General features: G+C 72.8%; 20 protein-coding genes. 15 read left to right on the forward strand and 5 right to left on the reverse strand.

Translation table 11 applies throughout. From position 1 onward, the window contains the following. Positions 1 to 32: 32 nt before the first annotated feature. A complete protein-coding gene (gene polA / locus OHB01_RS24740) occupies positions 33 to 2,714 on the forward strand; it encodes a DNA polymerase I (RefSeq protein ID WP_142645104.1) in 2,682 nt (893 codons plus the stop codon). 261 nt (positions 2,715 to 2,975) lie between these two features. On the opposite strand, the gene OHB01_RS24745 is transcribed toward polA, so the two are convergent. Beyond that, complete coding sequence (locus tag OHB01_RS24745) at positions 2,976 to 3,773, reverse strand: DUF2127 domain-containing protein (protein ID WP_142645105.1); 798 nt, start codon at positions 3,771 to 3,773, stop codon at positions 2,976 to 2,978. Positions 3,774 to 3,847: 74 nt separating this feature from the next. Here OHB01_RS24745 and OHB01_RS24750 point away from each other — a divergent pair, with 74 nt between their 5' ends. The 5 genes from OHB01_RS24750 to coaE all read left to right on the forward strand — a co-directional run bounded on the left by OHB01_RS24750 (position 3,848) and on the right by coaE (position 7,958). Continuing rightward, positions 3,848 to 4,897 carry a polysaccharide deacetylase family protein gene (locus OHB01_RS24750; RefSeq protein ID WP_142645106.1) on the forward strand — a complete coding sequence of 350 codons (1,050 nt, stop codon included), beginning with the start codon at positions 3,848 to 3,850 and terminating at the stop codon, positions 4,895 to 4,897. 208 nt (positions 4,898 to 5,105) lie between these two features. Then, complete coding sequence (gene rpsA, locus OHB01_RS24755; protein WP_142645107.1) at positions 5,106 to 6,566, forward strand: 30S ribosomal protein S1; 1,461 nt, start codon at positions 5,106 to 5,108, stop codon at positions 6,564 to 6,566. Positions 6,567 to 6,667: 101 nt separating this feature from the next. After that, on the forward strand, positions 6,668 to 6,817 hold the full coding sequence (locus OHB01_RS24760) for a hypothetical protein (protein WP_328854029.1): 150 nt from the start codon (positions 6,668 to 6,670) through the stop codon (positions 6,815 to 6,817). Between the two features lie 51 nt (positions 6,818 to 6,868). Further along, positions 6,869 to 7,342: a GNAT family N-acetyltransferase gene (locus OHB01_RS24765; protein WP_142645108.1), complete on the forward strand. Its 474-nt coding sequence runs from the start codon at positions 6,869 to 6,871 to the stop codon at positions 7,340 to 7,342. A gap of 10 nt (positions 7,343 to 7,352) precedes the next feature. Then, complete coding sequence (gene coaE, locus OHB01_RS24770; RefSeq protein WP_142645109.1) at positions 7,353 to 7,958, forward strand: dephospho-CoA kinase; 606 nt, start codon at positions 7,353 to 7,355, stop codon at positions 7,956 to 7,958. A 231-nt stretch (positions 7,959 to 8,189) separates the two neighbouring features. Here the strand turns inward: coaE and OHB01_RS24775 are convergent, their stop codons facing one another. After that, entirely contained in the window at positions 8,190 to 9,263 is a 1,074-nt protein-coding gene (locus tag OHB01_RS24775) for an aromatic ring-hydroxylating dioxygenase subunit alpha (protein ID WP_328854030.1), read from the reverse strand. A 54-nt stretch (positions 9,264 to 9,317) separates the two neighbouring features. Further along, complete coding sequence (locus tag OHB01_RS24780) at positions 9,318 to 9,935, reverse strand: TetR/AcrR family transcriptional regulator (protein WP_260617027.1); 618 nt, start codon at positions 9,933 to 9,935, stop codon at positions 9,318 to 9,320. A gap of 129 nt (positions 9,936 to 10,064) precedes the next feature. Here OHB01_RS24780 and OHB01_RS24785 point away from each other — a divergent pair, with 129 nt between their 5' ends. Together OHB01_RS24785 and OHB01_RS24790 are read left to right on the forward strand one after the other, a co-directional pair. Further along, on the forward strand, positions 10,065 to 10,901 hold the full coding sequence (locus OHB01_RS24785) for an alpha/beta fold hydrolase (RefSeq protein ID WP_142645110.1): 837 nt from the start codon (positions 10,065 to 10,067) through the stop codon (positions 10,899 to 10,901). Further along, on the forward strand, positions 10,894 to 11,454 hold the full coding sequence (locus OHB01_RS24790; RefSeq protein WP_147942157.1) for a TetR/AcrR family transcriptional regulator: 561 nt from the start codon (positions 10,894 to 10,896) through the stop codon (positions 11,452 to 11,454). The genes OHB01_RS24785 and OHB01_RS24790 overlap by 8 nt, the downstream gene beginning before the upstream one ends. 137 nt (positions 11,455 to 11,591) lie before the next feature. Here the strand turns inward: OHB01_RS24790 and OHB01_RS24795 are convergent, their stop codons facing one another. Then, positions 11,592 to 17,366: a TIR domain-containing protein gene (locus OHB01_RS24795; RefSeq protein WP_328854031.1), complete on the reverse strand. Its 5,775-nt coding sequence runs from the start codon at positions 17,364 to 17,366 to the stop codon at positions 11,592 to 11,594. Positions 17,367 to 17,444: 78 nt separating this feature from the next. Between OHB01_RS24795 and OHB01_RS24800 the strand changes: the two genes are divergently transcribed. Further along, on the forward strand, positions 17,445 to 18,635 hold the full coding sequence (locus tag OHB01_RS24800; protein ID WP_142645113.1) for an SLC13 family permease: 1,191 nt from the start codon (positions 17,445 to 17,447) through the stop codon (positions 18,633 to 18,635). Between the two features lie 27 nt (positions 18,636 to 18,662). On the opposite strand, the gene OHB01_RS24805 is transcribed toward OHB01_RS24800, so the two are convergent. Continuing rightward, positions 18,663 to 19,055 (reverse strand): winged helix-turn-helix transcriptional regulator, encoded by a 393-nt coding sequence (locus OHB01_RS24805; RefSeq protein WP_240970792.1) that lies wholly within the window; start codon positions 19,053 to 19,055, stop codon positions 18,663 to 18,665. 107 nt (positions 19,056 to 19,162) lie between these two features. Between OHB01_RS24805 and OHB01_RS24810 the strand changes: the two genes are divergently transcribed. The 6 genes from OHB01_RS24810 to OHB01_RS24835 all read left to right on the forward strand — a co-directional run bounded on the left by OHB01_RS24810 (position 19,163) and on the right by OHB01_RS24835 (position 24,569). Next, on the forward strand, positions 19,163 to 20,008 hold the full coding sequence (locus OHB01_RS24810) for an NAD(P)H-binding protein (protein ID WP_147942155.1): 846 nt from the start codon (positions 19,163 to 19,165) through the stop codon (positions 20,006 to 20,008). Between the two features lie 131 nt (positions 20,009 to 20,139). Beyond that, a complete protein-coding gene (locus OHB01_RS24815; RefSeq protein ID WP_260617028.1) occupies positions 20,140 to 20,751 on the forward strand; it encodes a biotin transporter BioY in 612 nt (203 codons plus the stop codon). A gap of 7 nt (positions 20,752 to 20,758) precedes the next feature. Further along, the gene (locus tag OHB01_RS24820; RefSeq protein WP_328854032.1) at positions 20,759 to 22,132 is read left to right on the forward strand and encodes an AMP-binding protein; all 1,374 of its coding nucleotides are present in this window, start codon (positions 20,759 to 20,761) and stop codon (positions 22,130 to 22,132) included. 14 nt (positions 22,133 to 22,146) lie between these two features. After that, on the forward strand, positions 22,147 to 23,292 hold the full coding sequence (locus OHB01_RS24825) for a thiolase family protein (RefSeq protein WP_142645117.1): 1,146 nt from the start codon (positions 22,147 to 22,149) through the stop codon (positions 23,290 to 23,292). Continuing rightward, positions 23,293 to 23,967 carry an energy-coupling factor ABC transporter ATP-binding protein gene (locus OHB01_RS24830; RefSeq protein ID WP_142645118.1) on the forward strand — a complete coding sequence of 225 codons (675 nt, stop codon included), beginning with the start codon at positions 23,293 to 23,295 and terminating at the stop codon, positions 23,965 to 23,967. Further along, positions 23,964 to 24,569 carry an energy-coupling factor transporter transmembrane component T family protein gene (locus OHB01_RS24835; RefSeq protein ID WP_142645119.1) on the forward strand — a complete coding sequence of 202 codons (606 nt, stop codon included), beginning with the start codon at positions 23,964 to 23,966 and terminating at the stop codon, positions 24,567 to 24,569. Before OHB01_RS24830 ends, OHB01_RS24835 begins: the two co-directional genes overlap by 4 nt. Positions 24,570 to 24,682: the final 113 nt, after the last annotated feature.

Consider the following 24,682-nt stretch of genomic DNA (forward strand, 5'->3'; position numbering starts at 1 on the left):
TTTCTGTCGTACAGGGAGACTAGGCTGCGGATGTGCCGAAGAGTGAAGCGACCCCCACCCGTCCGTGTCTGCTGCTCCTGGACGGGCATTCCCTTGCTTATCGCGCGTTCTACGCGTTGAAGGACGCGAACCTCATGACCACCGATGGTCAGCACACCGAGGCGGTGTACGGCTTCACGTCGATGCTGGCCAACATCCTGCGTGACGAGCAGCCGAGTCACGTCGCGGTGTGCTTCGACCGGAGCGAGCCGACCTTCAGGCACGAGGCGTACGACGGCTACAAGGCCAACAGGGCGGAGACTCCCGAGGACTTCCGCGGCCAGATGCAGCTCATCTTCGAGCTGCTCGACGCGCTGCGCATCCCGCGCCTGTCCGTGGCCGGCTTCGAGGCGGACGACCTGATCGCGACGCTGGCGACCCGGGCCTCGGCCGAAAGCATGAACGTGCTCATCGTGACCGGCGACCGCGACGCGCTCCAGCTCGTGAACGACAACATCACGGTGCTCATGACCCGGCGGGGCATCAGCGACATGACCCGCTTCACCCCCGAGGCCGTCAAGGAGAAGTACGGCCTCACCCCGGCGCAGTATCCGGACTTCGCGGCCCTGCGCGGCGACCCGAGCGACAACCTGCCGAGCATCCCGAGCGTGGGGGAGAAGACCGCCACCAAGTGGATCGTGGAGTACGGCTCGCTCGACGAGCTGGTCCGGCGGGCCGACGAGGTGAAGGGCAAGGTCGGCGAGAAGCTCCGCGAGCACCTCGGCCAGGTGATCCACAACCGGATGCTGACCGAGCTGCGGCGCGACGCCCCGGTCGACGTGGAGCCGTCCGCGCTCACCATGGGCCTGTGGGACCGCGAGGAGGTCAACAAGCTCCTCGACGCGGTGCAGATCCGCGGAGAGCTGCGCGAGCGCCTGTTCAAGACCCTCGGCACCACCGAGCCGGAGGCGGGCGAGGGCTTCGAGCTCGAAGTGACCGTACTCGAACCCGGCCAGGTGGCCGGCTGGCTGGCCGCCCTCCCCGAGGACCGCGCCGGGCTGGCCTTCCAGGGCACGTACGGCAGCGGCACCGGGCGGATCGACGGCCTGGCGATCGCCTCGCCAGGCGGCGCCGCCTACCTCGACCCCACGCGCCTCACCGAGGAGGACGAGGCGGCGCTGCACGCCTGGCTGGCCGACGAGAAGCGGCCGAAGGCCGTGCACGACGCCAAGGGGCCGCTGCTCGGGCTGTGGGCCCACGGGCACGACCTGCGCGGGCTCACCTGCGACACGGCGCTCGCCGCATACCTGGCGATGCCGGGGCAGCGGTCGTTCCCGCTCGACGACCTGGTCCTGCGCTATCTCCACCGCGAGCTTCGGGCGGAGTCCGCGCCCGGCGGGCAGACCTCCCTGTTCGAGGACGCCGACGAGGGCGCGGCCCGCGACCTCGCGCTGCGCGCCCAGGCCGTGCGCGACCTGGCCGACGCGCTGGAGGCCCACCTGTCCCAGCGCGGCGGCACCCGGCTGGTGACCGAGGTCGAGCTCCCGCTGGTGCGGGTGCTGGCCCAGATGGAGCGGGCAGGCATCGCCGCCGACCGGCAATACTTCGCGGCGCTGGAGGCCGAGTTCGGCGCGGCCGTCAAGCAGGCGGTCGAGGCCGCCCACCAGGTGGTGGGCGAGCAGTTCAACCTCGGCTCGCCCAAGCAGCTGCAGGAGATTTTGTTCGGCAAGCTCGGCCTGCCCAAGACCAAGAAGATCAAGACGGGCTACACGACCGACGCCGACGCGCTCGCCTGGCTGGCCCAGCAGACCGACAACGAGCTGCCGGTGATCCTGCTGCGCCACCGCGACCAGACCAAGCTGCGCACCACGGTCGAGGGCCTGATCAAGGAGATCGCCGACGACGGGCGGATCCACACCACCTTCAACCAGATCGTGGCGGCCACCGGGCGGCTGTCGAGCGAGAAGCCCAACCTGCAGAACATCCCGATCCGCACGGTCGAGGGCCGTCGCATCCGCAAGGGCTTCGTGGTCGGGGAGGGCTACGAGACGCTGCTGACGGCCGACTACAGCCAGATCGAGCTGCGGATCATGGCCCACCTGTCCGGGGACGAGTCGCTGATCGCGGCCTTCGAGTCGGGCCACGACTTCCACCAGGCCACCGCGTCCCGCGTCTTCGACCTGCCCCCGGAGCAGGTCGACGCCGAGCTGCGCGCCCGGATCAAGGCCATGAACTACGGCCTGGCCTACGGCCTGTCCGACTTCGGGCTGTCGGGGCAGCTCAACATCCCCGTCGCGGAGGCCAGGGCGCTCAAGGAGGAATACTTCGAGGAGTTCGGCGGCGTCCGCGACTACCTGGAGTCGATCGTCGCCCAGGCCCGCAAGGACGGCTACACCGAGACCATCCTCGGCCGCCGCCGCTACCTGCCCGACCTGACCAGCGACAACCGGCAGCGCCGGGAGATGGCCGAGCGGATGGCGCTCAACGCGCCCATCCAGGGCTCGGCCGCCGACATCATCAAGGTCGCCATGCTCAACGTGCAGAAGGCGATCGAGGGCATGCGCTCCCGCATGCTGCTCCAGGTCCACGACGAGCTCGTGTTCGAGGTCGCGCCGGGCGAGCTGGAGGAGCTGACCGAGGTCGTGCGCACGCAGATGGGCCGGGCCTACGACCTGAGCGTGCCGCTGGAGGTCAGCGTGGGCGTCGGCACCACCTGGGAGGACGCCGGCCACTGACCCACGGCCCGGGCACGCGCCCGCGCGCTCCCGCACCCCGCGAACCGGGCTGTCCTCCCGGGCCGTCTTACAGGGGGCAGGGGCGATGACCACGGCATTCCGGGCGCTCTCGCGCGCCCGGCGCGCAGGGCCGGGCGGACTGCGCCGTCTACCGGGCGGCAGGGTTCGCCGCGCGCTGGTCGAAGCGGGGCCGGCCCTGTGGCCGACGGGTCAGGGCGGCCGACGGCTCAGGGTGGGCGACGGCTCAGGGTGGGCGACGGGTCAGGGATGGCCGGTGGGGCGGGTGCGCCTGCGGTCGCGCCCGGCCAGGGCCAGGCCCGCCTGCTCGACCTCCAGCAGGCTGGTCTCGTGCCGCTCGGTCTCGTACGCCGCCCGCCCGCCGCGTAGCCCGAACAGGCGCTTGCTCAGCGCGATGTACAGCACGGCCGCGATGTTGATCAGGAGGATCACGATCCGGAACGGGCTCGCCTTCTCGGCGATCTCGTAGATCTCCACCGGGATGAACGCCGAGGTGACGACCACCGAGAAGTACTCGCCCCATCGCTTCAGCAGCCACAGCCCGATGCCCTCGGTCAGCAGCAGGGCCGCGAGGACGAGCAGGGCGAGGCAGATCCAGGTGAGGGTCGTGGTCCGCGCGCCCAGCGCGGTCCGCAGCGTGTGCACCACGCCCGAGTGGTCGAGGTTCCACCCGAGTTTGCGGGCCAGCGGCTGGACCAGCGGGAGGTCCTGGTCGAACGCCCGCCGTACGGCGTCGTGGTGGGCCCGGAACCGCCACACGCCGTAGGCTCCCGCGATCACGAGCAGCGCCTTGGCCCAGCGGAAGACGGCGATCAGCCGTAGCACGGCGGCGTCCCGCAGCGCCCGGCCGCGCAGCACGACGGGCGCGTCGCGGGCCGGTCCGGCCCCGCGCGGCGGGCCCAGGGTGAAGTCGCCGCAGCGCAGGCAGCGCCACGCCTCGCCCAGCGCGGTGTCGGCGCGCAGGCGGCTTCGCAGCGCCTCCTCGTCCGGCGCGTAGGTGACGTGCCCGTGCCGTCCGCAGGCACGCAGGCTCCAGTCCACAGGAAAATTGCAACACACGCGAATGCGGACACGCCGGGCAGTAAGGTCAAATAACTGTGCGCAACCTTGCCCGGATGACGGCGATCGTGAATGTCGTCGTCGTCGTGATCGGTCTTGCCGTGCTCGTGCTGTTACCCCGGTCCACGGGCGAGGAACGGCCGCAGGCGCGGCCGGCGCAGCCGAGGTCGCCGTCGCCCAAGCCCAGTGCGGCACCGCCGAAGGCGACCGCCGCGTCGGCCAGGAAGGTCAAGGCGAACGAGGCCGGCCTGGTGCCGGTGATCATGTATCACCGCATCCTGCCCAAGCGGCTGGCGTCCATCGACCGGACTCCCGCCCAGCTCCGCAAGGAGCTGGAGCGCCTGGCCAAGGACGGCTACGTGCCGATCACCGCGGCCGAGCTGGTGGCAAGGAAGATCGACATCCCGGCCGGGGCCCATCCCGTCGTCCTGACCTTCGACGACGGTCATCCCAGCCACTTCGCCCTGGACAAGAACGGCATGCCGAAGAACGACACGGTCGTCGGCATCATCTTCGAGGTCGCGGCGAAGTTTCCGACCTTCCGGCCTGCCGCCACCTTCTACGTCAACCACGACCCCTTCGGCCTGCGGGACCGCGAGCAGCAGAAACAGGCGGTGAAGTGGCTGCTCGACCACGGCTTCGAGGTGGCCAACCACACCTACTCCCATCCCGATCTCCGCAGGCTTTCGAACAAGAAGGTCGCCGAGCAGATCGTGCGGCAGCAGCGGCTGCTGAAGAAGATCGGCGTGCCGGCCTCGACGACCTTCGCGCTGCCGTACGGGTCGATGCCGAGGAAACGGAGCAAGGCGCACGACGGCACCTGGGACGGCACCCGCTACCGCTTCGACGCCGTCTTCCTCGCCGGGGCGGAGCCCACGGTTTCGCCCTACGCGAAAAGTTTCCCGCGCTACGCGATCCCGAGGATCCAGTCCAACGGAAAACACGGCGAATGCCGGCGCTGGTGCACGACCTACTGGCTGGATTGGCTCGACAAACACCCAGGAGAGCGTTATACGTCGGATGGGGATCCGGCCCGAGTCTCGGTGCCGCGTAAACTCCGGGCAACGCTCTCGCCGTCCCGCGCGAAGTCGGTGATCACCTACTAGCCGTTCGCCTGGTTGCCTCGGATTGACCCGGCTCGCTCCGTCTCATATGCTGATCGCTGCGCTGTGGGCTCGCGCGCGTCACGGACGGAGCGGGCTCGCGCTCGGTCATCTGGTGGCTACCAGGAAAGCAGCATCATCCGGTGAACGAAAAACGGCCCGCCGCGCTTCTGTCACAACGACATCTGTCCGGTTCGGAGCAATTCCACACATGACGAGCAGCACTGAGGCCACCTCGAGCACCCCGCAGGTAGCGGTCAACGACATCGGTTCCGAGGAGGCCTTCCTCGCCGCGATCGACGAGACCATCAAGTACTTCAACGATGGGGACATCGTTGAAGGCACCGTTGTCAAGGTCGATCGAGACGAGGTCTTGCTCGACATTGGCTACAAGACCGAGGGCGTTATCCCGTCGCGCGAGCTCTCGATCAAGCACGATGTCGACCCGGCCGAGGTCGTCGAGGTCGGAGAGCACGTCGAGGCCCTGGTCCTCCAGAAGGAGGACAAGGAAGGCCGCCTCATCCTGTCCAAGAAGCGCGCCCAGTACGAGCGCGCCTGGGGCACGATCGAGAAGATCAAGGACGAGGACGGCATCGTCACCGGCACGGTCATCGAGGTCGTCAAGGGTGGCCTGATCCTCGACATCGGTCTGCGCGGCTTCCTCCCCGCCTCCCTGGTGGAGATGCGCCGCGTCCGCGACCTTCAGCCGTACGTCGGGCGCGAGCTCGAGGCCAAGATCATCGAGCTGGACAAGAACCGCAACAACGTGGTCCTGTCCCGCCGTGCCTGGCTGGAGCAGACGCAGTCCGAGGTCCGCCAGACGTTCCTCAACACCCTGCAGAAGGGCCAGGTCCGCAAGGGCGTCGTCTCCTCGATCGTCAACTTCGGTGCGTTCGTGGACCTCGGCGGCGTCGACGGCCTGGTGCACGTGTCCGAGCTGTCCTGGAAGCACATCGACCACCCGTCCGAGGTCGTCGAGGTCGGCCAGGAGGTCACGGTCGAGGTTCTCGACGTCGACATGGAGCGCGAGCGGGTCTCGCTGTCGCTCAAGGCGACGCAGGAGGACCCGTGGCAGCAGTTCGCCCGGACCCACCAGATCGGTCAGGTCGTGCCCGGCCGCGTCACCAAGCTGGTGCCGTTCGGTGCCTTCGTCCGGGTCGAGGAGGGCATCGAGGGCCTGGTCCACATCTCCGAGCTGGCCGAGCGCCACGTGGAGATCCCGGAGCAGGTCGTGCAGGTCGGCGACGAGATCTTCGTGAAGATCATCGACATCGACCTGGACCGCCGCCGCATCTCGCTGTCCCTCAAGCAGGCCAACGAGGGTGTCGGCGCCGAGGTCGAGTTCGACCCCACGCTGTACGGCATGGCGGCGACCTACGACGAGCAGGGCAACTACATCTACCCCGAGGGCTTCGACGCCGAGACCGGCGAGTGGCTCGAGGGCTTCGACAAGCAGCGTGAGGAGTGGGAGCGGCAGTACGCCGAGGCCCAGGCCCGCTTCGAGGCGCACCGCTCGCAGATCGAGAAGGCCCGCCAGGAGGAGGCGGCGGCCAGCGAGGCCGCTCCGTCGTCCTACAGCGGCGAGACCAGCACGCAGTCCGGCGGCGGCGCCCTCGCCTCCGACGAGGCCCTCGCGGCCCTGCGTGAGAAGCTGGCGGGCGGCCAGAGCTGACACCCGGTCTCTTCTGACCGGAGGTCAACGGCCAGTCCTCCACAGCATCACGAAAGGCCCCGCTTCGGCGGGGCCTTTCGCCATGTCCGGGCGGTTTTCCCATGCGGGGGGAACGCCTCGCCCCGATGGGCGGCAGGATGGGTCCCGTGATCGAGAGCGCCGGGCAGGTGCCGCCGCTGCGGCTCCTGGAGACCCGGCGCGGCGACGGCTCGGACAACGTGATCCTGCGATACGCGGTGCGCGGCGAGTGACGTCCGGGTGCCCGGCCCTGCGGAGCGGGGCGTGCCGATAGGGTGGCCCTCGTGGTGGAGATCACGAGGGCCCTGCCCGTGGACGCGGGGGAGATCCTCACCCTGCAGCGGGCGGCGTACGTCACCGAGGCGCAGCTCTACGGCGACCCGTTCATCGCGCCGCTCGTCGAGTCGCTCGACCAGGTGCGTACGGTGATCGAGACGGCGGTCGTGCTCAAGGCGATGGACGGCGGGCGGCTGGTCGGCGCGGTCCGGGGCCAGATGTCCGGCTCGACCTGCCTCGTGGGCCGGCTCGTGGTCGCGCCCGACCGGCAGGGGCAGGGGATCGGCAGCGCGCTGCTGGCCGCGATGCACGAGGCCGTGCCCACGGCGACGGCCTTCGACCTGTTCACGGGCCATCTGTCGGGCGGCAACCTGCGGCTCTACCGCCGCCTCGGCTATCGGGAGACCCAGCGCGAGCGGGTGCAGGACCACCTGACCCTGGTCCACCTGCGCCGGGAGCCCCGGCATCAGCCGGCCCGATAGGCTGCGGCACGTGCTGAAAGTTGGGCTCACCGGCGGCATAGGTTCGGGCAAGAGCGAGGTGGCGCGGCTGCTCGCGGCCCGCGGCGCGGTCGTCGTCGACGCGGACAAGATCGCCAGAGAGGTCGTCGAGCCGGGCACCCCCGGGCTCGCGGAGATCGTCGAGGCGTTCGGCGAGGACGTGCTCCGTCCCGACGGCAGCCTCGACCGGGAACGGCTCGGCGCGATCGTCTTCGCCGACGCCGAGAAGCTGAAGATCCTCAACGGCATCGTCCACCCCAAGGTGGGCGAGCGCAGCGAGCGGCTCCAGCGGGAGGCCCCGGACGACGCGGTCGTCGTCTATGACGTGCCGCTGCTGGCCGAGAACAACCTGGCCCCCCTGTACGACGTGGTGATCGTGGTGGACACGCCGGACGACGTGCGGCTGGAGCGTCTGCAGCGGTTCCGCGGCATGCGGGAGGAGGACGCCCGCGCCCGGATCGCCGCCCAGGCATCCCGGGAGGACCGGCTGAAGATCGCCGACATCGTCATCCGCAACGAGGGGTCGCTGGACGACCTGGAGGCTCAGGTCGACAAGGTCTGGCAGGACCTGAGCGGCCGGGTCGCCCACAACGCCTGACAGGAGCCACCGGGTCGGTCTGCCGTCGGCGCGACCCCGAGGGCCGGATCACCTCGGCGCGGCGGCGCCGCCTGGCCGAGCCCTGCCTGGCCGGCCTGTAGACGACCGTCCCGGCCGGGAACTGGCCGGGTATCAGGCGGACCCGGTCTCCGGGAGCCGCCGGCGAGTGAGCACTCCCATCGCCCGGGCCGCTCCGCCCGGAGGCCGCACCGGCGTCCGGGCGGAGCGAATCTACAACGTAAAGCCGTCGAGCTCGGAGCGCTCACGGGCGTCCGGCGGCGGCGCCTTCCACCCAGGACCGGTAGGCGTCGAGGACGAGGCCGTGGAAGTGGTGCACGCCGTGCTCGGACAACCCCGAGCCGGACGGGTCGTACACGATGCGGCCCTGGTCGAAGGCCGGTAGAAGTCCCAGGTCTCCAGGGTGCGGCCGGGACCGGCCGGGATGACCTGCAGGACCATGAAGTTGCCGCGGCCGGGGTAGCGCAGCAGGCAGGTGTTGGGCCACAGCCACCACACCGCGTGCTGCGTGACCGACGCGCCCGCGACGTCGTACGCGGCGTTGTCGTGCGTGCCGGCCTCGGCGAAGTGGCTCGACCAGATGCCGTGGGTCTTCACCTCGTAGGTGTCCATGTCGACGAGGTCGACGAACTCCTTGTGGGCGATGTGGCAGTGGTAGCACTCCAGGAAGTTGTCGATGACGTTCTTCCAGTTGGACGCGATGTCGTACGTCAGCCGCTTCGCGAAGGTCAGCTCGGCCACGTCGGGGGCCCATTTGGCGATGTCGGCCGCCAGATCTCCGGCCTGCTCGGCCAGGGGGACGGCGTCCGCGTCCAGGTTCACGTAGACGAATCCGCCGAACTCCTCGACCCGCACCTGGTCGAGGCAGATCTCGTTCTTGTCGAAGGTCTCCATCGCGTCGGCGCGGCGGGCCGCCTTCAGCCGGCCGTCCAGGGCGTACGTCCACGCGTGGTACGGGCAGACGATGTTGCGCGTGGTGCCGGACCCCGTGAGCAGCTCGTGGGCGCGGTGCTTGCAGACGTTGTAGAACGCGCGCAGCGCTCCGTCGCGATCGCGCACGACCGCGATCGGCATGCCGGCCACGGTGGCCGACACGTAGCTGCCGGGGGACGCGAGCTTCTCCACATGGCAGATCCACTGCCAGGTGCGGGCGAAGATCGCCCGGAGGTCGACGTCGAGCCATCGCGGGTCGGTGTACGTCTCGGCCCGCAGCGACATCGATCGTGCGGGGTCCTCGTGATATCCGGTGCCGACGCGGCGTACGTCGTCGATCGTGACTGAAGCCATGGCCGGAGCATACGAGCGTCTGAACGATCGTTCAATATATTCCTGGACGTTCGTTCAGTCCTGCCGCTGTGCCGCCGGTGTGCCGGCGAGCGCGATCTCCTCGCAGCGGGCGACGTTCCTGCTGATCGAGGCGTGATCGAGCCCCAGCAGGGCGGTGAGCCACAGGCCGTTCTGGATGACGTCGATGTCGGCGGCACGCCTGCCGCACTCGTCGGCCGGCAACTCGGGGCGGGCCGCGTGGATCAGCGCGGCCAGTCCGGCGCGGTAGCGCTTCTGGGCCTCGGTGTTGATGCGTTCGAAGTCCTCGTGGGCCTGGGCGAGCGCCCAGAGCTGCAGCCGCAGGGACAGATACTCGGTCGTCAGGAACTCCGGATCGGCCACCCGCTTCAGCGCGGCTCGCAGCCGCTCTTCCGGTTCCAGGGCAGGGTCCGGCTCGACCAGTGCGATGTCCTGCTCCTCGATGCGGCGCAGGGCCGCCCGAATGAGGCTCGTCTTGTCCTCGTAGTGGTAGTTCACCAGCCCCAGGGAGACCCCGGCCTCGCGCGCGACGGCGCGCATGCTGACCCCCGAGATGCCCTGCAGGGACAGCAGCCGGAGTGCCGCCTCGAGGATCCGCGCCTGCCGGTCGATCTTCTCGTCGGCGTCCATCGCGCGCACGGGCCTCGGGCTCACCTCCACAACCTTAGCGGCGGTGGGAACGGCGCGTCAGTGGCCGCTCCTCGCGGCGGGGACGGCCCGTCTTGACGGTAGCGGCTAATGCCATTAGCCTTTGGGCTATAATGATGAGCCTGGAGGGCGAAAATGACCGAGTTCCTGAAGATCGGCGAGGGTGAGATCGCGTACGACGTGACCGGCGGGGGCCCGCTGGTCGTGATGGTCCCCGGCATGGGGGACAGCCGTCGCGCGTACCGTTTCCTCGCCTCGGCGCTGACCACCGCCGGATATCGCGTGGCGACCATGGACCTGCGCGGGCACGGCGAGTCGAGCCTCGGCTGGGACTCCTACACCCGCACCGACACCGCGAACGACATCGTCGCCCTGATCGAGCACCTGGGCGGGCCGGCCGTCGTCGTCGGGCACTCGTTCGCCGGGGGAGCGGCCACCATCGCGGCCGCGCAGCGGCCCGAGCTGGTCGACGCGCTCGTGGAGGTCGGCCCCTTCACCCGGCCGCAGAAGCCCGACCTGGGCGGGCTGCTGAGCAACGGTCACTACCGCAAGGGCATGACGCGGCTCATGGGCGTGGCGCTCTTCCGCAGCATCGGGCTGTGGAAGAGCTACCTCGACCACGCCTACCCGGGCGTCAAGCCCGCCGACTGGGCGGACTACCTGGCCGCCCTGGAGAGCGACCTGCGCAGGCCGGGCCGGATGGCCGTCGTGAGCGCGATGGGCGCGTCCGCCCCCACGGACGCCGGCGCCCACCTCGGCGACATCCGCTGCCCCGCCCTGGTCGTCATGGGCACCCGCGACCCCGACTGGGCAGACCCCCGGGCGGAGGCGGACGGCGTCGTCGCCGGGATGCCGCAGGGTCTCGGCGAGGTGGTGATGATCGAGGGCGCCGGGCACTACCCGCACGCGCAGCACCCCGACGAGGTCGCCGCCGCGATGCTCGCGTTCCTCAAGGAGCGCGTCCGTGGCTAGGGCCGCCCTGTCCCCGGACGCCGTCGTCGACATCGCGCTGCGCGTCGTGGACGAGGAGGGCCCCGAGGCGCTCACCCTGTCCGCGGTCGCCGGGCGGGCGGGCGTCGCCACGCCCTCCCTCTACAAGCACGTACGCAACCTCGCCGAGCTGCGCGTCCTGGTGTCCGGGAGGGTGATGGGCGAGCTGACGGAGGTCGCGAGTGAGGCGGTGCTCGGCCGGTCGGGAGACGAGGCGCTGCGCGCCCTGATGGACGGGTGGCGCGCCTATGCCGGCCGGCATCCGCACCGCTACTCCGCGCTGATCCAGGCGCCCCGGCCCGAGACGGCCGAGACGGGAAACCGGCTGGTCGGCATCATGGTCGCCGCGCTGCGGGCGTACGGGCTCGAGGGCTCGGCCGCGATCCACGCGGTGCGCTGCCTGCGCGCCGCGATGCACGGCTTCGCCGTCCTGGAGGCGGCGGGCGCCTTCCAGCTCGCCGAGGATCTCGACGAGAGCCACGCCCTGCTGATCCACATGGTCGTGTCCGGCCTGCGGACGGCCCACGAGCGCTGAGCCCTCCCGTGCCCTGCCCGGGCTGTGCAGCGCCCGCAAGCGATGTGCCCGGGCCGCCCAACGCCGCCGAGCGCTGAGCCCGCCGCGTGTCCGGGCTGCGCACCGCCCGCGAGCGCCGAGCCCCCCGCCTGAGGCCGTCAGAACGGCTCGTCGAGGGCCAGCCGCCTGACCTCGGGCAGGTATTCGTCAAGCTCACCGGGCTCGAACCGGCACATGCCGATCACGTACCAGAACTGGCCCGTCACGTCGCCCTCCAGCTTGTACAGCCCGCCGGGCGAGAACGCGGCCCATCCCTCGGGCAGACCGAGCAGGGTGGCGCGGCGTTCGCGCCGGGGGACGTCCCACAGGATCACCACGCCGTCATCGCCGGCGCTGGCGAGCAGGTCCCCGGAGGGATGGAACGCCACCGACCAGATCCGGCGGCCGTGACCGGAGAGGGTGCCGACGCGCGCGCCGGAGGCCGGGTCCCACAGGTGGACGCCGAGGTCGTCCCCGGCGGTGGCCAGCAGATCGCCCGATGGGCTGAAGGCGGCCGTCCACAGCCGCCCGCCGCCGGCGAGCACGTGCAGGCACTCGCCCGAGGCGACGTCCCACAGCCGGGCGGTGCCGTCGTTGCTCGCGCTCGCCAGCAGGTCGCCCGAGGGAGAGAAGGCCACCGCGTACACCCGGTCGTCGTGGCCGCTCAGCGTCGCCGCCCACTGGCCGGTCGGCGCGTCCCACAGCCGCACGTTGCGGTCGTCGCAGCCCGTGGCCACGAGCCTGCCGTCGGGGCTGAAGCCGATCGACCTGACCCTGCCCCGGTGCCCGGCGAGGTTGGCGACCTGCCGCCCGGAGGGGCGATACCACAGCCGCACGCTGTCGTCGTCGTTCGCGGTGGCCAGCAGCTGCCCGTCGGGGCTGAACGCCTCGGCCCACACGTGGTCGGTCTCCACGTTGAGCTCCCGCTCGTACGTGCCCGCCACCGGGTTCCACAGGTAGACGCCGCCGTCGTTGCTCGCGGTCGCCAGCAGCGGACCGGCCGGGCTGAAGACGGCCGACACCAGCCGGTCGGCCGTCCCGGTGAGCGAACGCAGGCGGCGGCCCGTGACCGGGTCCCACAGCCGTACGTAACCGTCGTTGCCGCACGCGGCGAGCATGCCGCCGTCGGCGGAGAAGCGCACCGAGGTGATGCGGCGGCCGTGGCCGCGCAGCGTCTGGACGCACTGCCCGGTGCGCGGGTCCCACAGGCGGGCGGTGCCGTCGTTGCTGGAGGTCGCGAGCTGCCGGCCGTCGGGGCGGAACGCGAACGGCCACACCGAGCCCCGGTGCCCGGTCAGCTCGGCCCGCACCTGGCCGGTGCGGTGGTCCCAGATCCGTACGACCCCGTCGCTGTCGCCGGTCGCAAGCAGCTCGCCGGTGGGGTCGAACAGGACCTGGTAGACGGCGCCACGGTGCCCGGGCAGGCTGCCGGCGGCCTCGCCCGTGGCCGGGTCCCACAGCCGTACGGCTCCCTCCGTGTCGCCGGAGGCGAGCAGCCGGCCTTGGGGGTGGAAGGCGAGGGAGTAGATCCGGCCGGGGTGACCGGTCAGCTCGTGCGTCGCGGCGCCGGTGCGGGGGTCCCAGACGCGCAGCACGCCCTGGCCGTCACCGGCGGCCAGGCGGGTGCCGTCGGGGCTGAGGGCCAGGCGATAGACGGCTCCGCTGTGGCCGTGCAGGTGGTGGCGCACCCGCCCGGTGGCGAGGTCCCACACGCGGATCGCCCCCGCGCTGTCGCCGGTCACCAGCAGTCCCGGCAGGAACACGGCGGTGTAGATCGGGGCGGTGTGGCCCGGCAGCTCCCACACGAGCTCGCCGGACGCCCAGACCCGCATGATCCCGTCCGCGCCGCCCGCCGCGATCAGGTCGCCCGAGGTGACCACGGGCCACACGCCCTCGGGATGGCCGCGCAGGACGTGCGCCGGCTCGCCCGTGGCCGGGTCCCACACCCGGACGGTGCCGTCGCTCGCGCCGGTCACCAGCCCGGCCTCGCCGTAGGCGACCTTGTAGACGCGGCCCCGGTGGCCCTGCAGCGTGCGCAGGGCGGACCCGGTGACGCTGTCGCAGACGAGGACGCCGCCGTCCTCTCCGCCCAGGGCGACCACGCCCCCGCCCGGGTCATAGGCGACCGGTTCGGGCAGGCGGCTGCTGTTGAAGTGATAGCCGTACGGCACGCCGACGACGGCGGGGGCCAGCTCGGCGCCGACCCTGCCACCGTCCGGGCCGCCGCCCGTGCCGCCGTCCGTGCCGGGGACGGCGGGCGCCACGGCCGCGCCGCGCAGCTCGGGCGCTCCCCTGGGGACGCCGGTGACGTCGATGAGCGCGGCACGGTCCCAGCGGCTGCCTTCGACGGCGACGTCCCGCAGGTCGGCGCGGGCGAACCGGGCCCGGGTGAGGTCGGCGCCGCGCAGGTCGGCGCCCACCAGCACGGCCTCGTCCAGGCGCGCCCCCGCGAGCCGGGCGTCCCTGAGCACGGCGTGGGACAGGTCGGCCCCGACGAGCCGGGTGTCGGTCAGGTCGGCGCCGGTGAGGTCGACGCCCTGCAGCTCGCGGTAGGACAGGTCTTCGCCGCTGAGCCGGGCCCCGCGCAGGTCGGTGGCGGCCGAGGTGCGCAGCCGGGTGGTCACCTTGATGGCGTTGGCCCGCGCGACGTCGCCGGCGCCGGGGGAGGCGAGCGTGCGGGCGGCCCAGGTCTGCAGCCGCGAGGCGTCGGCCAGGTCGCACAGGAAGTCGACGGCGAGCGCCGACAACGGCCGCAGGCCGAGCCCCGGCGCGTGGCCGCCGTCGAGCGACTCCGCCAGGTGCCGGGCCACCAGCCACTCCACGACCGAGGCGTGGATGAAGCCGAACAACCCCTCGTCCGTACGGACCAGCAGGCTGCCGGCTCCGACGGCGTGCGCGGCCTGCTCGGGCGTCAGCCGCGAGATCCCCTGCCCCGCAGAGGCCGCGCCGCCGTCCGTGCCGGCCGGGGCCGCCTGCGGTCCGTACGGCACGCGGCCCTGCGGGTCGGCGGCCAGATCGGTGAGCGTGTCGGCGACCTCGGCCAGCTCCGCCGGGCGCAGGTAGGTCTCGCCGGTCTCCCACAGCCGCAGCGCGAGCGTGGTCGCGGCCCGCCACAGCTCCTCGCGGGTCAGCCCGCCGGGGGCCCCGGCGACGCCGCCCACGCGCTCCTCCTCGAAGGCCAGCCACGTGTCGAGGATCTCCTGGTAGAGACCGGCGGCGCTGATCGCCTCCCCGGCCTGGGCGACGGCGCGCAGCCGTTCCGCGGGCAGGTCGGCGATGAAGCTGAGCATGCGGGGGTTGTGCGCGAGGCCGAGCAGGTCGCCGATGCCGGTGAGCAGGGCCATGCGCTCGTCGGCCGCCTGCTGCGAGCCGTACCGGTTGACCAGGTAGGCGCGGATCTGTTCCTCGGTGAACTCCTCGATGCTGAGCACCCGCCGGTTGGGCAGCAGGCCGACCTTCTCCCCGAGGGCGGTCATCACCTGGCTGCGGGATTTGAAGTGCTGGGTGCGCCCGGCCACGACGATCTTCGCCTTGTCCTCCGCCGCGCGCAGCAGGGTGTCGAGGTGGTCGGCCGCCCGTTCGTACGTCACCCGGGTGACCAGCTCGTCGAAGCCGTCGAACAGCAGCACGATGCGGCCCTGGCGCAGCATGTAGTGGAACGCCTTGAGGTCGATCAGCTCCTCGCCGTGGTTGGCGAGGTGCGCCGCGACCAGCCCGGCGACCGAGTGCGCCTTGTCGAGGGCACGCAGCTCGATGAGGATCGGCGTGAGGTGCGGCAGCTCACCGGGGATGCGTCTGGCCACCTCGTGCAAGGAGAACGTCTTGCCCCTGCCGAAGTCGCCGAGCACGAGCACGAACCGCCCGTGGTCGGCCGCGAGCAGGTTCATCAGCTCGTCGGTCAGGTCGTCGCGCACCTCGCCGCCGGTGCGGTCGAGCTCCCTGAACCGCTGCGGCACGTACAGCTCGGGCGGATAACGGCGGTCGCCGCGCAGCCTGGCCGTCTGCCCGGCCACGTAGGACGACAGGTCGAGCAGGCCCTGAAACTCGGTGAAGCTGCGCAGCCGCAGGCCGCGCCGCATCGCGTCGTCGCGTAAGGCCCGCGACGGCTGCGGCCCCTGGTAGACCAGCTCGGCTGAGTGCTCCAGCCCCGCCGCGTGGACGTGACCGAGGAACGCCTCGACCCGGTCCTGGCTCAGCTCCCCGGCGTGCGCGCCGATCAGGACCTGGCGGACGAACCCGTCCTCGGGGTGGGTTACGAGCAGGCGCGGCGGGTCCCCCGCGACGCGGCGGATCTTGGCGCGTTCGAATCGGGTCTCGCAGACCTCGGCGATCCGGTCGAGCAGCAGGTCGGCCGGTCCGGCGGGCTCCTCCGGCTCCTGTGCCGGCGGCTCCGGGGCCGCCGCGGCGGGGGTCTGCGGCCGCCAGCCGCGCCAGCCGTACGGCAGGGCCTCGGCGTCGCCCAGCTCCGGCCGGTCCCTGGTCCACCGGCGCAGCCCCTGCGGCGTGATCTGGAGGATCTGGTGACGGCCGGGGGCGAGCGCGGGCACGCACGGCAGCCCCTCCAGCTCCCAGACCTCATCCGGCCCGCCGCGCCGGGCGTCGCGCCCGTGCACGAGCAGGTCGAGCCGGGAGCCGAGCAGCCGTTCCAGGGTGGCCGCGTCGCGCAGCCCGGGGCGCGGGGGATGGGCGACGGCGCCGATCCGCAGCCAGCCCTCGAACGGCCGCAGCCGCTCGGCGAACCACGCCGCCTGGGCCTCGCCGACGAAACCGTAGTCGTCCTCTTCGCGGTGGCTCATCGCGATCGTGGAGTTGATCCCGGCGACGACCGTGCGCAGCTCGGGCAGTTCGAACAGCGTCCACGGCTGGGCGCTGTCGAAGGCCGGGCCGTCGAGGCCCTGGTAGAGCTCGCCGAATAGCGTGGAGAAGTGCCGCCACTTGGGCCAGTAGGGCGGCTGCGGGCGCACGTCGTCGGCCTCGCAGGTCGCGAAGTAGGCCCGGCAGGCCGCCTTGGTGACGTCGCGCGGCCCGGGGACGACCACCAGCCGCCCGGGTTCGAGCCCCAGCAGCACGCGCAGCCCGGTGAGGAACGCGAGGGCCTGCTCGCACTCGCGGATGCTGCCCGACTCGGTGAGGTCGCCGGTGACCATCAGCAGGTCGGGTCGGGGCATCCCGGCGTCGGCGAGGCGGGTCAGGTCGGCCCACACGCTCGCCTGCAGCTCGCCCGCGTCGAGCGGCTCGTCGGCCTCGGCCAGGCCGCGTCCGAACCGGGGCCCGGCGACGTGCAGCACGGTCACCGAGGAGGCGCCGCCCGCGCGCTCGGCCGTGGGGAACGCGGGCTCGGCCGCCGGGGCGCGCCGGGGCCGGGGCACCCGTACGGCGGGGGGCTCGGGCTCGGCGGGCGGATGGAGGGCGCGCGCGCCCGGCCCCCCGGGGAACCGGGGCGGTTCGGCCGGCTTGGCCCGGCCGGCCAGCGCCTGCCTGATCCGGGTCAGCAGCAGCCGCCGCGCCTCGCCGGGGTCGGTCACGCCGAGCAGGTCGACCCAGGTGATCGTGGACAGCAGGCCGTCGAGCGAGACGTCCTCCAGCCGCACCGTCACGAGCTTGTTGGACGGGTTGTCCGGATCGGCGCGCAGGGCCGCCTGCCATTCGAGCCTGCCGTACCGGGAACCCAGGTAGTTGCGGGTGAGCACGGCGACGACCAGGTCGGCCTCGCTGACCCCGCGGTCCATGAAGTCGATGAAGTTGGTGCCCGGGACGAAGTCCCACGCCTGCAGCATCGTGCGGTAACCGGCGGCTTCGAGCTGCCAGGCGATCCACGTCGCCCACCGCTCGTCGGCGGGAGAGTAACTGACGAAGATCTCGGTCCGCGCGTCCCCCCGCCCCGTGTGCGTCATGGAGCCCAGTATCCCCGCTGCCCCCGACGGTTTGGAGGGGGTTCGATCATCCTCGGGCCGCCGATATAAGGTGTGCGCGTGGCGACCGGGCTGCGGCGATTGAGTGTTCTCGACTGGATCAGGTTCGGGCTGCTCGCCGCGGGCCTGGTCTTCGTGGCCACCGGCCTGCTGCCCGCGGAGGAGGCGAGGGCCAGCGTCGAACGCATCGCCCCGCTTCTGCTGTTCCTCGGCGCGGTGATCGTGCTGGCCGAGCTGACCAAGGAGGCGCAGGTCTTCGACGTCATCGCGACCCGCCTCGCGATCGTCGGCCGGGGGAGCTACGCCGCTCTCTTCTTTCTCTGCACGGCCTTCGCCTCGCTGGTCACGATCGTCTTGAACCTGGACACGACGGCCGTACTGCTGACGCCGGTCATGCTGGCCCTGGCGCCGCGCGCGAAGATCGCGCCGCTGCCGCTCGTGATGACCACGGTCTGGCTGGCCAACACCGCGAGCCTGCTGCTGCCGGTCTCCAACCTCACCAACCTGCTCGCGATGAACCGGGTGGCGCTGACCACGCAGGAGTTCGCCGCGCGCATGTGGGCGCCCCAGGCGGCGTCGATCGTGGTGACGATGGCGTTCCTTTGGGCGTTCTACTGGCGGCGCGGCGAGCGGGGCGAGGACCGTTACGTGGCGCCGCCCCCGGTGCCGGTGGCCGACCGGGTGCTGTTCGGCGTCGCGGGGGTGGCATGCCTGCTCTTCATCACCGCGATCCTCGCGGGCGTGGAGATCGGCGTGGCGGCCCTCGTCGCGGCGGTCGCGGTGGTCGCCGCCTTCGCCTGGCGCGACCGGGCCAAGCTCGTGTGGGGCCTGATCCCCTGGCGGCTGCTGGTCTTCGTCACCGGGCTCTTCCTCGTGGTCCCGACGCTCAGCCGCCTCGGCCTGGCCGACGTGATGCGCGCGCTCGTCGGCCTGGGCGGCGACGGGGACGGCGCCTACCGCGCGGCCGCCGCCGGAGCGGCGCTGTCCAACGTGCTCAACAACCTCCCGGCGTACGTCGCGGGCGAGCAGGTGATCCCCGCGGCCAACCACACGCAGCTGCTGTCGCTGCTCGCAGGCACCAACCTGGGCCCGGTGATCACGCCCTGGGGCTCGCTCGCGACGCTGCTGTGGTTCGAGTGGTGCCGTCGCGGAGACGTACGGGTGCCGCTGGCCAAGTTCGTCGCCACCGGTGCCGGCCTCGCCCTGACCGGCCTCGCCGCCACGGTGACCGTCCTGATCCTCACCGCCTGAGGCGTCACTGGGGCGGGTCCCGGCGGATCAGGCCCTCGCGTCGTCGTACTGTCGCCGTGCCCGTTCGACGCGCTCGAGGTTGGCCGCGCCCCACTCGGCGATCTGGGAGAACAGGGGCGAGAGGGTGCGGCCGAGCTCGCTGATCTCGTATTCCACGCGCGGCGGCACCTCGGGATGGTAGGTGCGGACGACCAGGCCGTCGCGTTCCAGCTGGCGCAGGCGCTGGGTGAGCACCTTGGGGGTGATGTTCTCTATCCGCCGCTCCAGCTCGACGAACCGCTGGCGGCCGAAGGCCTGGAGCGACCAGAGGATGGGCGAGGTCCACCGGCTGAACACGATGTCGACGACCGGGGAGATCGGGCAGGCCAGTTCGGGGTCGGCGGTGGCATCGGCCGCGGGCCGGTTCATCTCGATCGGCATGGCTCATACCCTCTGAGGTAGTCACTTTCCTCTAGGTACCTACTATACCGACGGTGTTAGCGTCGCCGTCATCGCGAGAAACCGCAGAGAAAGACGCAGGAGTCGACATGATCGTGGTGACGGGTGCGACCGGGAACGTCGGTCGTACGCTGGTGCGGGCCTTGGCGGAGGCAGGGGAGAGGCTGACGGCGGTGTCGAGGGGGACGGCCCCGGTGAACCTGCCGGGAGGGACCAGGCACGTCCGGGCCGACCTGGCCGCACCGGAGACCCTGCGGCCCGCCTTCGACGGTGCCGAGGCTCTGTTCCTGCACGACGGCGGCACGGGCGGCGTCGGGCTCGACCCGCGAGCCATCCTGGACGTGGCCGGGGCCGCCGGAGTCCGGCGGGTGGTGCTGCTCTCCTCGCAAGGCGTGGTGACCAGGCCGGAGTCGCAGTCGCACGGCGGTGTCATGCGGGCGGCCGAGGAGGCGGTGCGCGAGTCGGGCCTGGCCTGGACGATCCTGCGGCCCGGCGTCTTCGCGTCCAACGCCTACGCCTGGGCGGAGTCGGTACGGGCCGAGCGGACGGTCGCCGCGCCGTTCGGCGACGTCGGGATCCCCGTGATCGACCCGGCGGACATCGCGGAGGTCGCGGCCGTGGCCCTGCGCGGGGACGAACACGTGGGCCATGTCTACACGTTGAACGGGCCGGCGGCCGTCACACCCCGGCAGCAGGCGGAGGCGATCGGCGCGGCCCTCGGGGAGCCCGTGCGTTTCGAGGAGCTGACGCGGGCGGAGGCGCACGCGCTGATGTCCACGTTCATACCGGAGCCGGCCGTGGAGACCTCGCTGGCCGTGCTCGGCGAGCCCAACGCGGCCGAACTCCGGCTCAGCCCGGACGTCGAGCATGTGCTGGGCCGGGCGCCCCGCTCGTTCGCCGAGTGGGCCCGCGGCAACGTCGACGCCTTCCGGTGAACCGTGACACGGCCGCCCCGGCGCTCCGGGCGCGGGTGGCCGGCGGCTATGGAGGGTGCTGAGAACGACACGGCGAAAAGTTGTCGGAATCCTCATTCGCCGCACGGAGGGTCTTGGTATGGGATCGATCCGTGACAGATGAACAGAGTCCGCGTGGGCGGCGCTTCCCCGCGGCCGACATCGCCAGGGTCAGCGTCTTCGCCGCGCTGATCGCCGTGCTCGGCATGCCGGGCGCGCTGAACATCTTCGGCGACGCGGTGCCGATCACGTTGCAGACGCTCGGCGTCATGCTCGCCGGGGCGATCCTCGGCACGTGGCGGTCCGCCCTCGCCATCGTGGTCCTGCTCGTGCTGGTCGCCGCGGGGCTGCCCCTGCTGGCCGGCGGACGCGGCGGGCTCGGCGTCTTCACCGGGCCTTCGGCCGGCTTCCTGATCGGCTGGCTTCCCGGCGCGGCCGTGACCGGTTGGATCGTCGAACGCGGCGGGCGCACGCCGTCCACGGTGCGGCTGGTGGCCGCCTGCCTGGCCGGCGGCGTCGGCGTGGTCTACCTGTTCGGCATCCCCGTGCAGGCCCTGGTCACCGGGCTGTCCCTGGGCAAGACGGCGCTGCTCAGCGCCGTCTTCCTGCCCGGCGACGTGGCCAAGGCGGTGCTCGCGTCGATCGTGGCGCGGGGCACCCAGCGGGCCTACCCCGACGCGGTTCCCGCGGTGCACCGCGAGCGGCTGCGGGCGGGCGGGCGGTGACGCGCCCGTGCCGGTAGCCGCCCAGGTCCTGCGGCACGCCTCCACCACCCCCGGCCGGATCGCGGTGTCCGGCCCGGGCGGCGACCTCGGCTACGCCGAGCTCGCCGCCCGGGCCGGTCGTGCCGCCCGCGCCCTGGCCGGCCAGGGTGTCGGGCGCGGCGCGCTCGTCGCGGTCGCCCAGGCCGACCCGGTGGCCCTGCTCGTCGCCGTGCTCGCCGCCGACCTGGTGGGAGCCACGCCGCTGCTGTGCGACCCCGCCTGGAGCGAGGAACGGCGGGCGCAGGTCATGGCCGCGGTGCCGGTCGCCGCCCGCTTCGACGACCCCCTGCCGGAGGCGGACGGCCCGCCCGTGGAGCACCGCCCCGCGCCGGACGACCTCACCTGGGCCTGCTTCAGCTCCGGCAGCACCGGCAGGCCCCGTGCCGTGGTGCGCGGCCGGGCCTCGTGGACCGTGTCGTTCGCCCACCTGGACGCGCTGACCGGGATCGGCCCGGACGACGTCGTGCTGATCCCCGGCCCGCTGGTCTCCTCCCTGTACGGCTTCGCCGCCGTGCACACGCTGGCCGCGGGAGCGACGGCCGTGGTGCCCGGCCGATGGGCGCCCGGCGGGCTGGCTGAGCAGATGCGGAGGGCCACCGCGGTCCACGTGGTGCCCCATCGCCTGCCTGCCGTACTGGACGCCCTGGAGGCGGCCGGAGGCCCGCTGCGTACCGCCGTGGTCGGAGGGGCCGCCCTCGACGCCGCCGCCAGGACCCGGGCGGTGGAGGCCGGAGTGCGTGTGGTGTCCTATTACGGCGCGACCGAGCTGTCGTTCGTCGCCGTGGACGCCGACGGCTCCGGGCTGCGGCCGTTCCCCGGCGTGGAGATCGACGTCAGGGTGCCGCCCGGACAGGCTCTGGGCGAGGTGTGGGTGCGCTCCCCGTGGCTCTGCGAGGGTTACCTGGCCGGTGCGACCGGCCCTCTGCGGAGTGACGACGGCGGCTGGATGACCGTCGGCGACCTCGCGGAGCCGCACCGGCCCGGTGAGATCCTGCGGCTGCGCGGGCGGGGCGACGGCGCGATCCAGACCGGCGGCGCCACGGTGGTGCCGGAGGACGTCGAGGAGGTGCTGAGGAAGGTGCCGGGAGTGGACGACGTGGTCGTGGTCGGCACGCCGCACCTTTACTTGGGCGCCGTGGTCACCGCGGTCGTCGAGGGCGACGACGTGGCGAGGGACGCACTGGAGGCGGCGGCGCGGGCCGAGCTCGACCCGGCGCAGCGGCCCCGGCGCTGGTATGCCGCCGCGTCCTTGCCCCGGACCCCCGCGGGCAAGCCGGCCCGCGGCCTCCTCGCCACCCGTCTGGCGGCCGGCGGCGACCCCGGCCTGAGGCGGCTCACCTGACGTGGACGAGTGACATGGACGAGCACGCGGCCGTCGTGGCGGCCCGCCGCACCCCCATCGGCACCGCCGGGCACGCGTTCCGGGGCCTGACGGCAGAGCGGCTCGCCGCGCCCGTCATCGAGACGGTCGTCCGCGACGTGGCGCACCTCGGCGTCCCCGTGGACGACGTGGTGCTGGGCAACTGCACCGGACCCGGAGGCAACCTCGCCCGCGTCTGCGCGCTGGCCGCCGGGATGGGGCACGAGGTGCCCGGCGTCACCGTCGACCGGCAGTGCGGCAGCGGCCTCGCCGCGATCCTGCTGGCCGCCCAGGCGGTGCGCTGCGGCGACGCGGACCTGGTCGTCGCCGGGGGCGTCGAGAGCGCCTCCACCGCGCCGCTGCGGGTTCACCGGCGGGAGGGCGAGCCGGGCGTGCCGTACGAGCGGGCGCCGTTCGCCCCGGAGGGGCACCCCGACCCGGACATGGGCCCGGCCGCCGAGGCGCTCGCCGCCGCGCGCGGCGTCACCAGGGAACGCCAGGACGCGTACGCCTGCCGGAGCCACGCGCGGGCGCTGGCCGCGCGGGAGGCCGGGCGCTTCGCCCGCGAGATCGTCCCGATCGGCGGGCGCGTGGACGACCAGCGCCCGCGCGTGCTGCGGCCGGAGTCGCTGGCCCGGCTGCCCGCCGCGTTCGTGCCGGGGGGCACGGTGACGGCCGGCAACTCCTCCCCGGTGAGCGACGGCGCCGCGGCCGTCGCGGTCGTGCCCGAGCGGCTGCGCGCCGCGGCCGGACTGCCCGGCCTGCGGCTGCTGGCGGGCGCCGTCGCCGGCTGCGACCCCGAGCTGCCCGGGTGGGGACCCGTGCCCGCCGTACGGCGAGTGCTGCGGCGGACCGGAACGGACCTGGAGAGGGTGGCGGCGGTGGAGGTCGTGGAGGCGTTCGCGGCGCAGGTGCTCGCGGTCACCGACGCGCTCGGCCTCGATCCCCTGGGGTCCGACTCCGAGCGGGTGTGCGCCGACGGCGGCGCGCTCGCCCTCGGTCACCCCTGGGGCGCGAGCGGAGCGGTGGTGGTGACCCGGTTGTTCAGCAGGCTTGTGGGAGCGCCGCCGGGGACCCTGGGTCTCGCGGCGGTCGCGGTCGGCGGCGGTCTCGGCATCGCCGCCCTGTTCGAGGTGGTGTGAGTGATCCGGCTGGAGGACGTCCATGTGCGCCTGGGGCAGCGCGAGGTGCTGCGCGGTGTCACGGCCTCGCTGACCGAGCGCCGCGTGGGCGTGGTCGGGGCGAACGGCTCGGGCAAGAGCACGCTCGCCCGCCTCGTCAACGGTCTGGTCCTGCCGACCTCGGGCACGGTCACGGTGTCCGGGCTCGACACCCGCCGTCACGCGGCCCGCATCAGGCGCGGCGTGGGGTTCCTGTTCACCGACCCGGACGCCCAGATCGTGATGCCCACGGTGGCCGAGGACGTGGCCTTCTCGCTGCGCCGCAAGGGCCTGACGCGCGAGGAGGTCGAGCGCCGGGTGCGGGAGATCCTGGAGAGGTACGGCCTGGGGGAGCACGCCGACCACCCCGCGCATCACCTGTCCGGCGGCCAGAAGCAGCTGCTGGCCCTCTGCTCGGTGCTGGTGCTCGAACCGGAGATCCTGGTCATGGACGAGCCGACCACGCTGCTCGACCTGCGCCACTCCAGGCAGGTCGCCGCGCTGCTGCGGACGCTTCCGCAGCAGGTGGTCGTGGTGACCCACGATCTTCCGCTGCTGGAGGACTTCGACCGCGTGCTCGTGATCGACGAGGGGCGGATCGTCGCCGACGCCGAGCCCGCCGCCGCGATCGGTCACTACCGGAAGATGATGGCGTGAGGGGGCTCACCGGCGCCTACGTCCACGGCGATTCGCTCCTGCACCGGCTGCCCGCCGGGGCCAAGCTCGCCGGGCTCGCCGTGTCCTGCACGGCGCTCCTGCTGCTGCGCGGGCCCGCGGCGCTCGCGGGGGCCGCGGCCGTCGTCGTGCTCCTGTACGTCGTCTCCGGGGTCGGGCCCGCCGCGGCCTGGGCGCAGGTGCGGCCCGTCCGCTGGTTCGCCGTGGCCCTGTTCGGCGTGCAGCTCGTGTTCGCCGACCTGCCCACCGCGGCGTCCTCGACGCTCCGCGTCGTGCTCGCCATCGCCCTGGCCGGGCTGGTCACGCTCACGACGCGCACCGGCGCAGTCATGGCCGCCCTGGAGCGCTGCCTCGCCCCCGCCAGGCTCGTCGGCCTCGATCCGTTCCGCCTGTCGCTGCTGCTGTCGCTCACGCTGCGGAGCGTGCCCGTGATCGCGGATCTGGTCACCCGGGTGCGGGAGGCCCAGCGCGCCAGAGGGGTCGAGCGCAGCCCACGCGCCTTCGCCGTACCGCTGGTGGTGGGCGCCCTGCGGCACGCCGACGCGCTGGGGGAGGCGCTCGCCGCGCGCGGTCTCGACGACTGAAGAGCCTCGACGGCTTTCCCGGGCCTGCTGCGGGTCCACGCGGGGCGATGGCGGGTCAGAGCACGGCGGTGGCAGGTCGGACCACGGCGGTCAGAGCACGGCGGTCAGAGCAC

The organism is Microbispora hainanensis (assembly GCF_036186745.1).
GTDB lineage: Bacteria > Actinomycetota > Actinomycetes > Streptosporangiales > Streptosporangiaceae > Microbispora.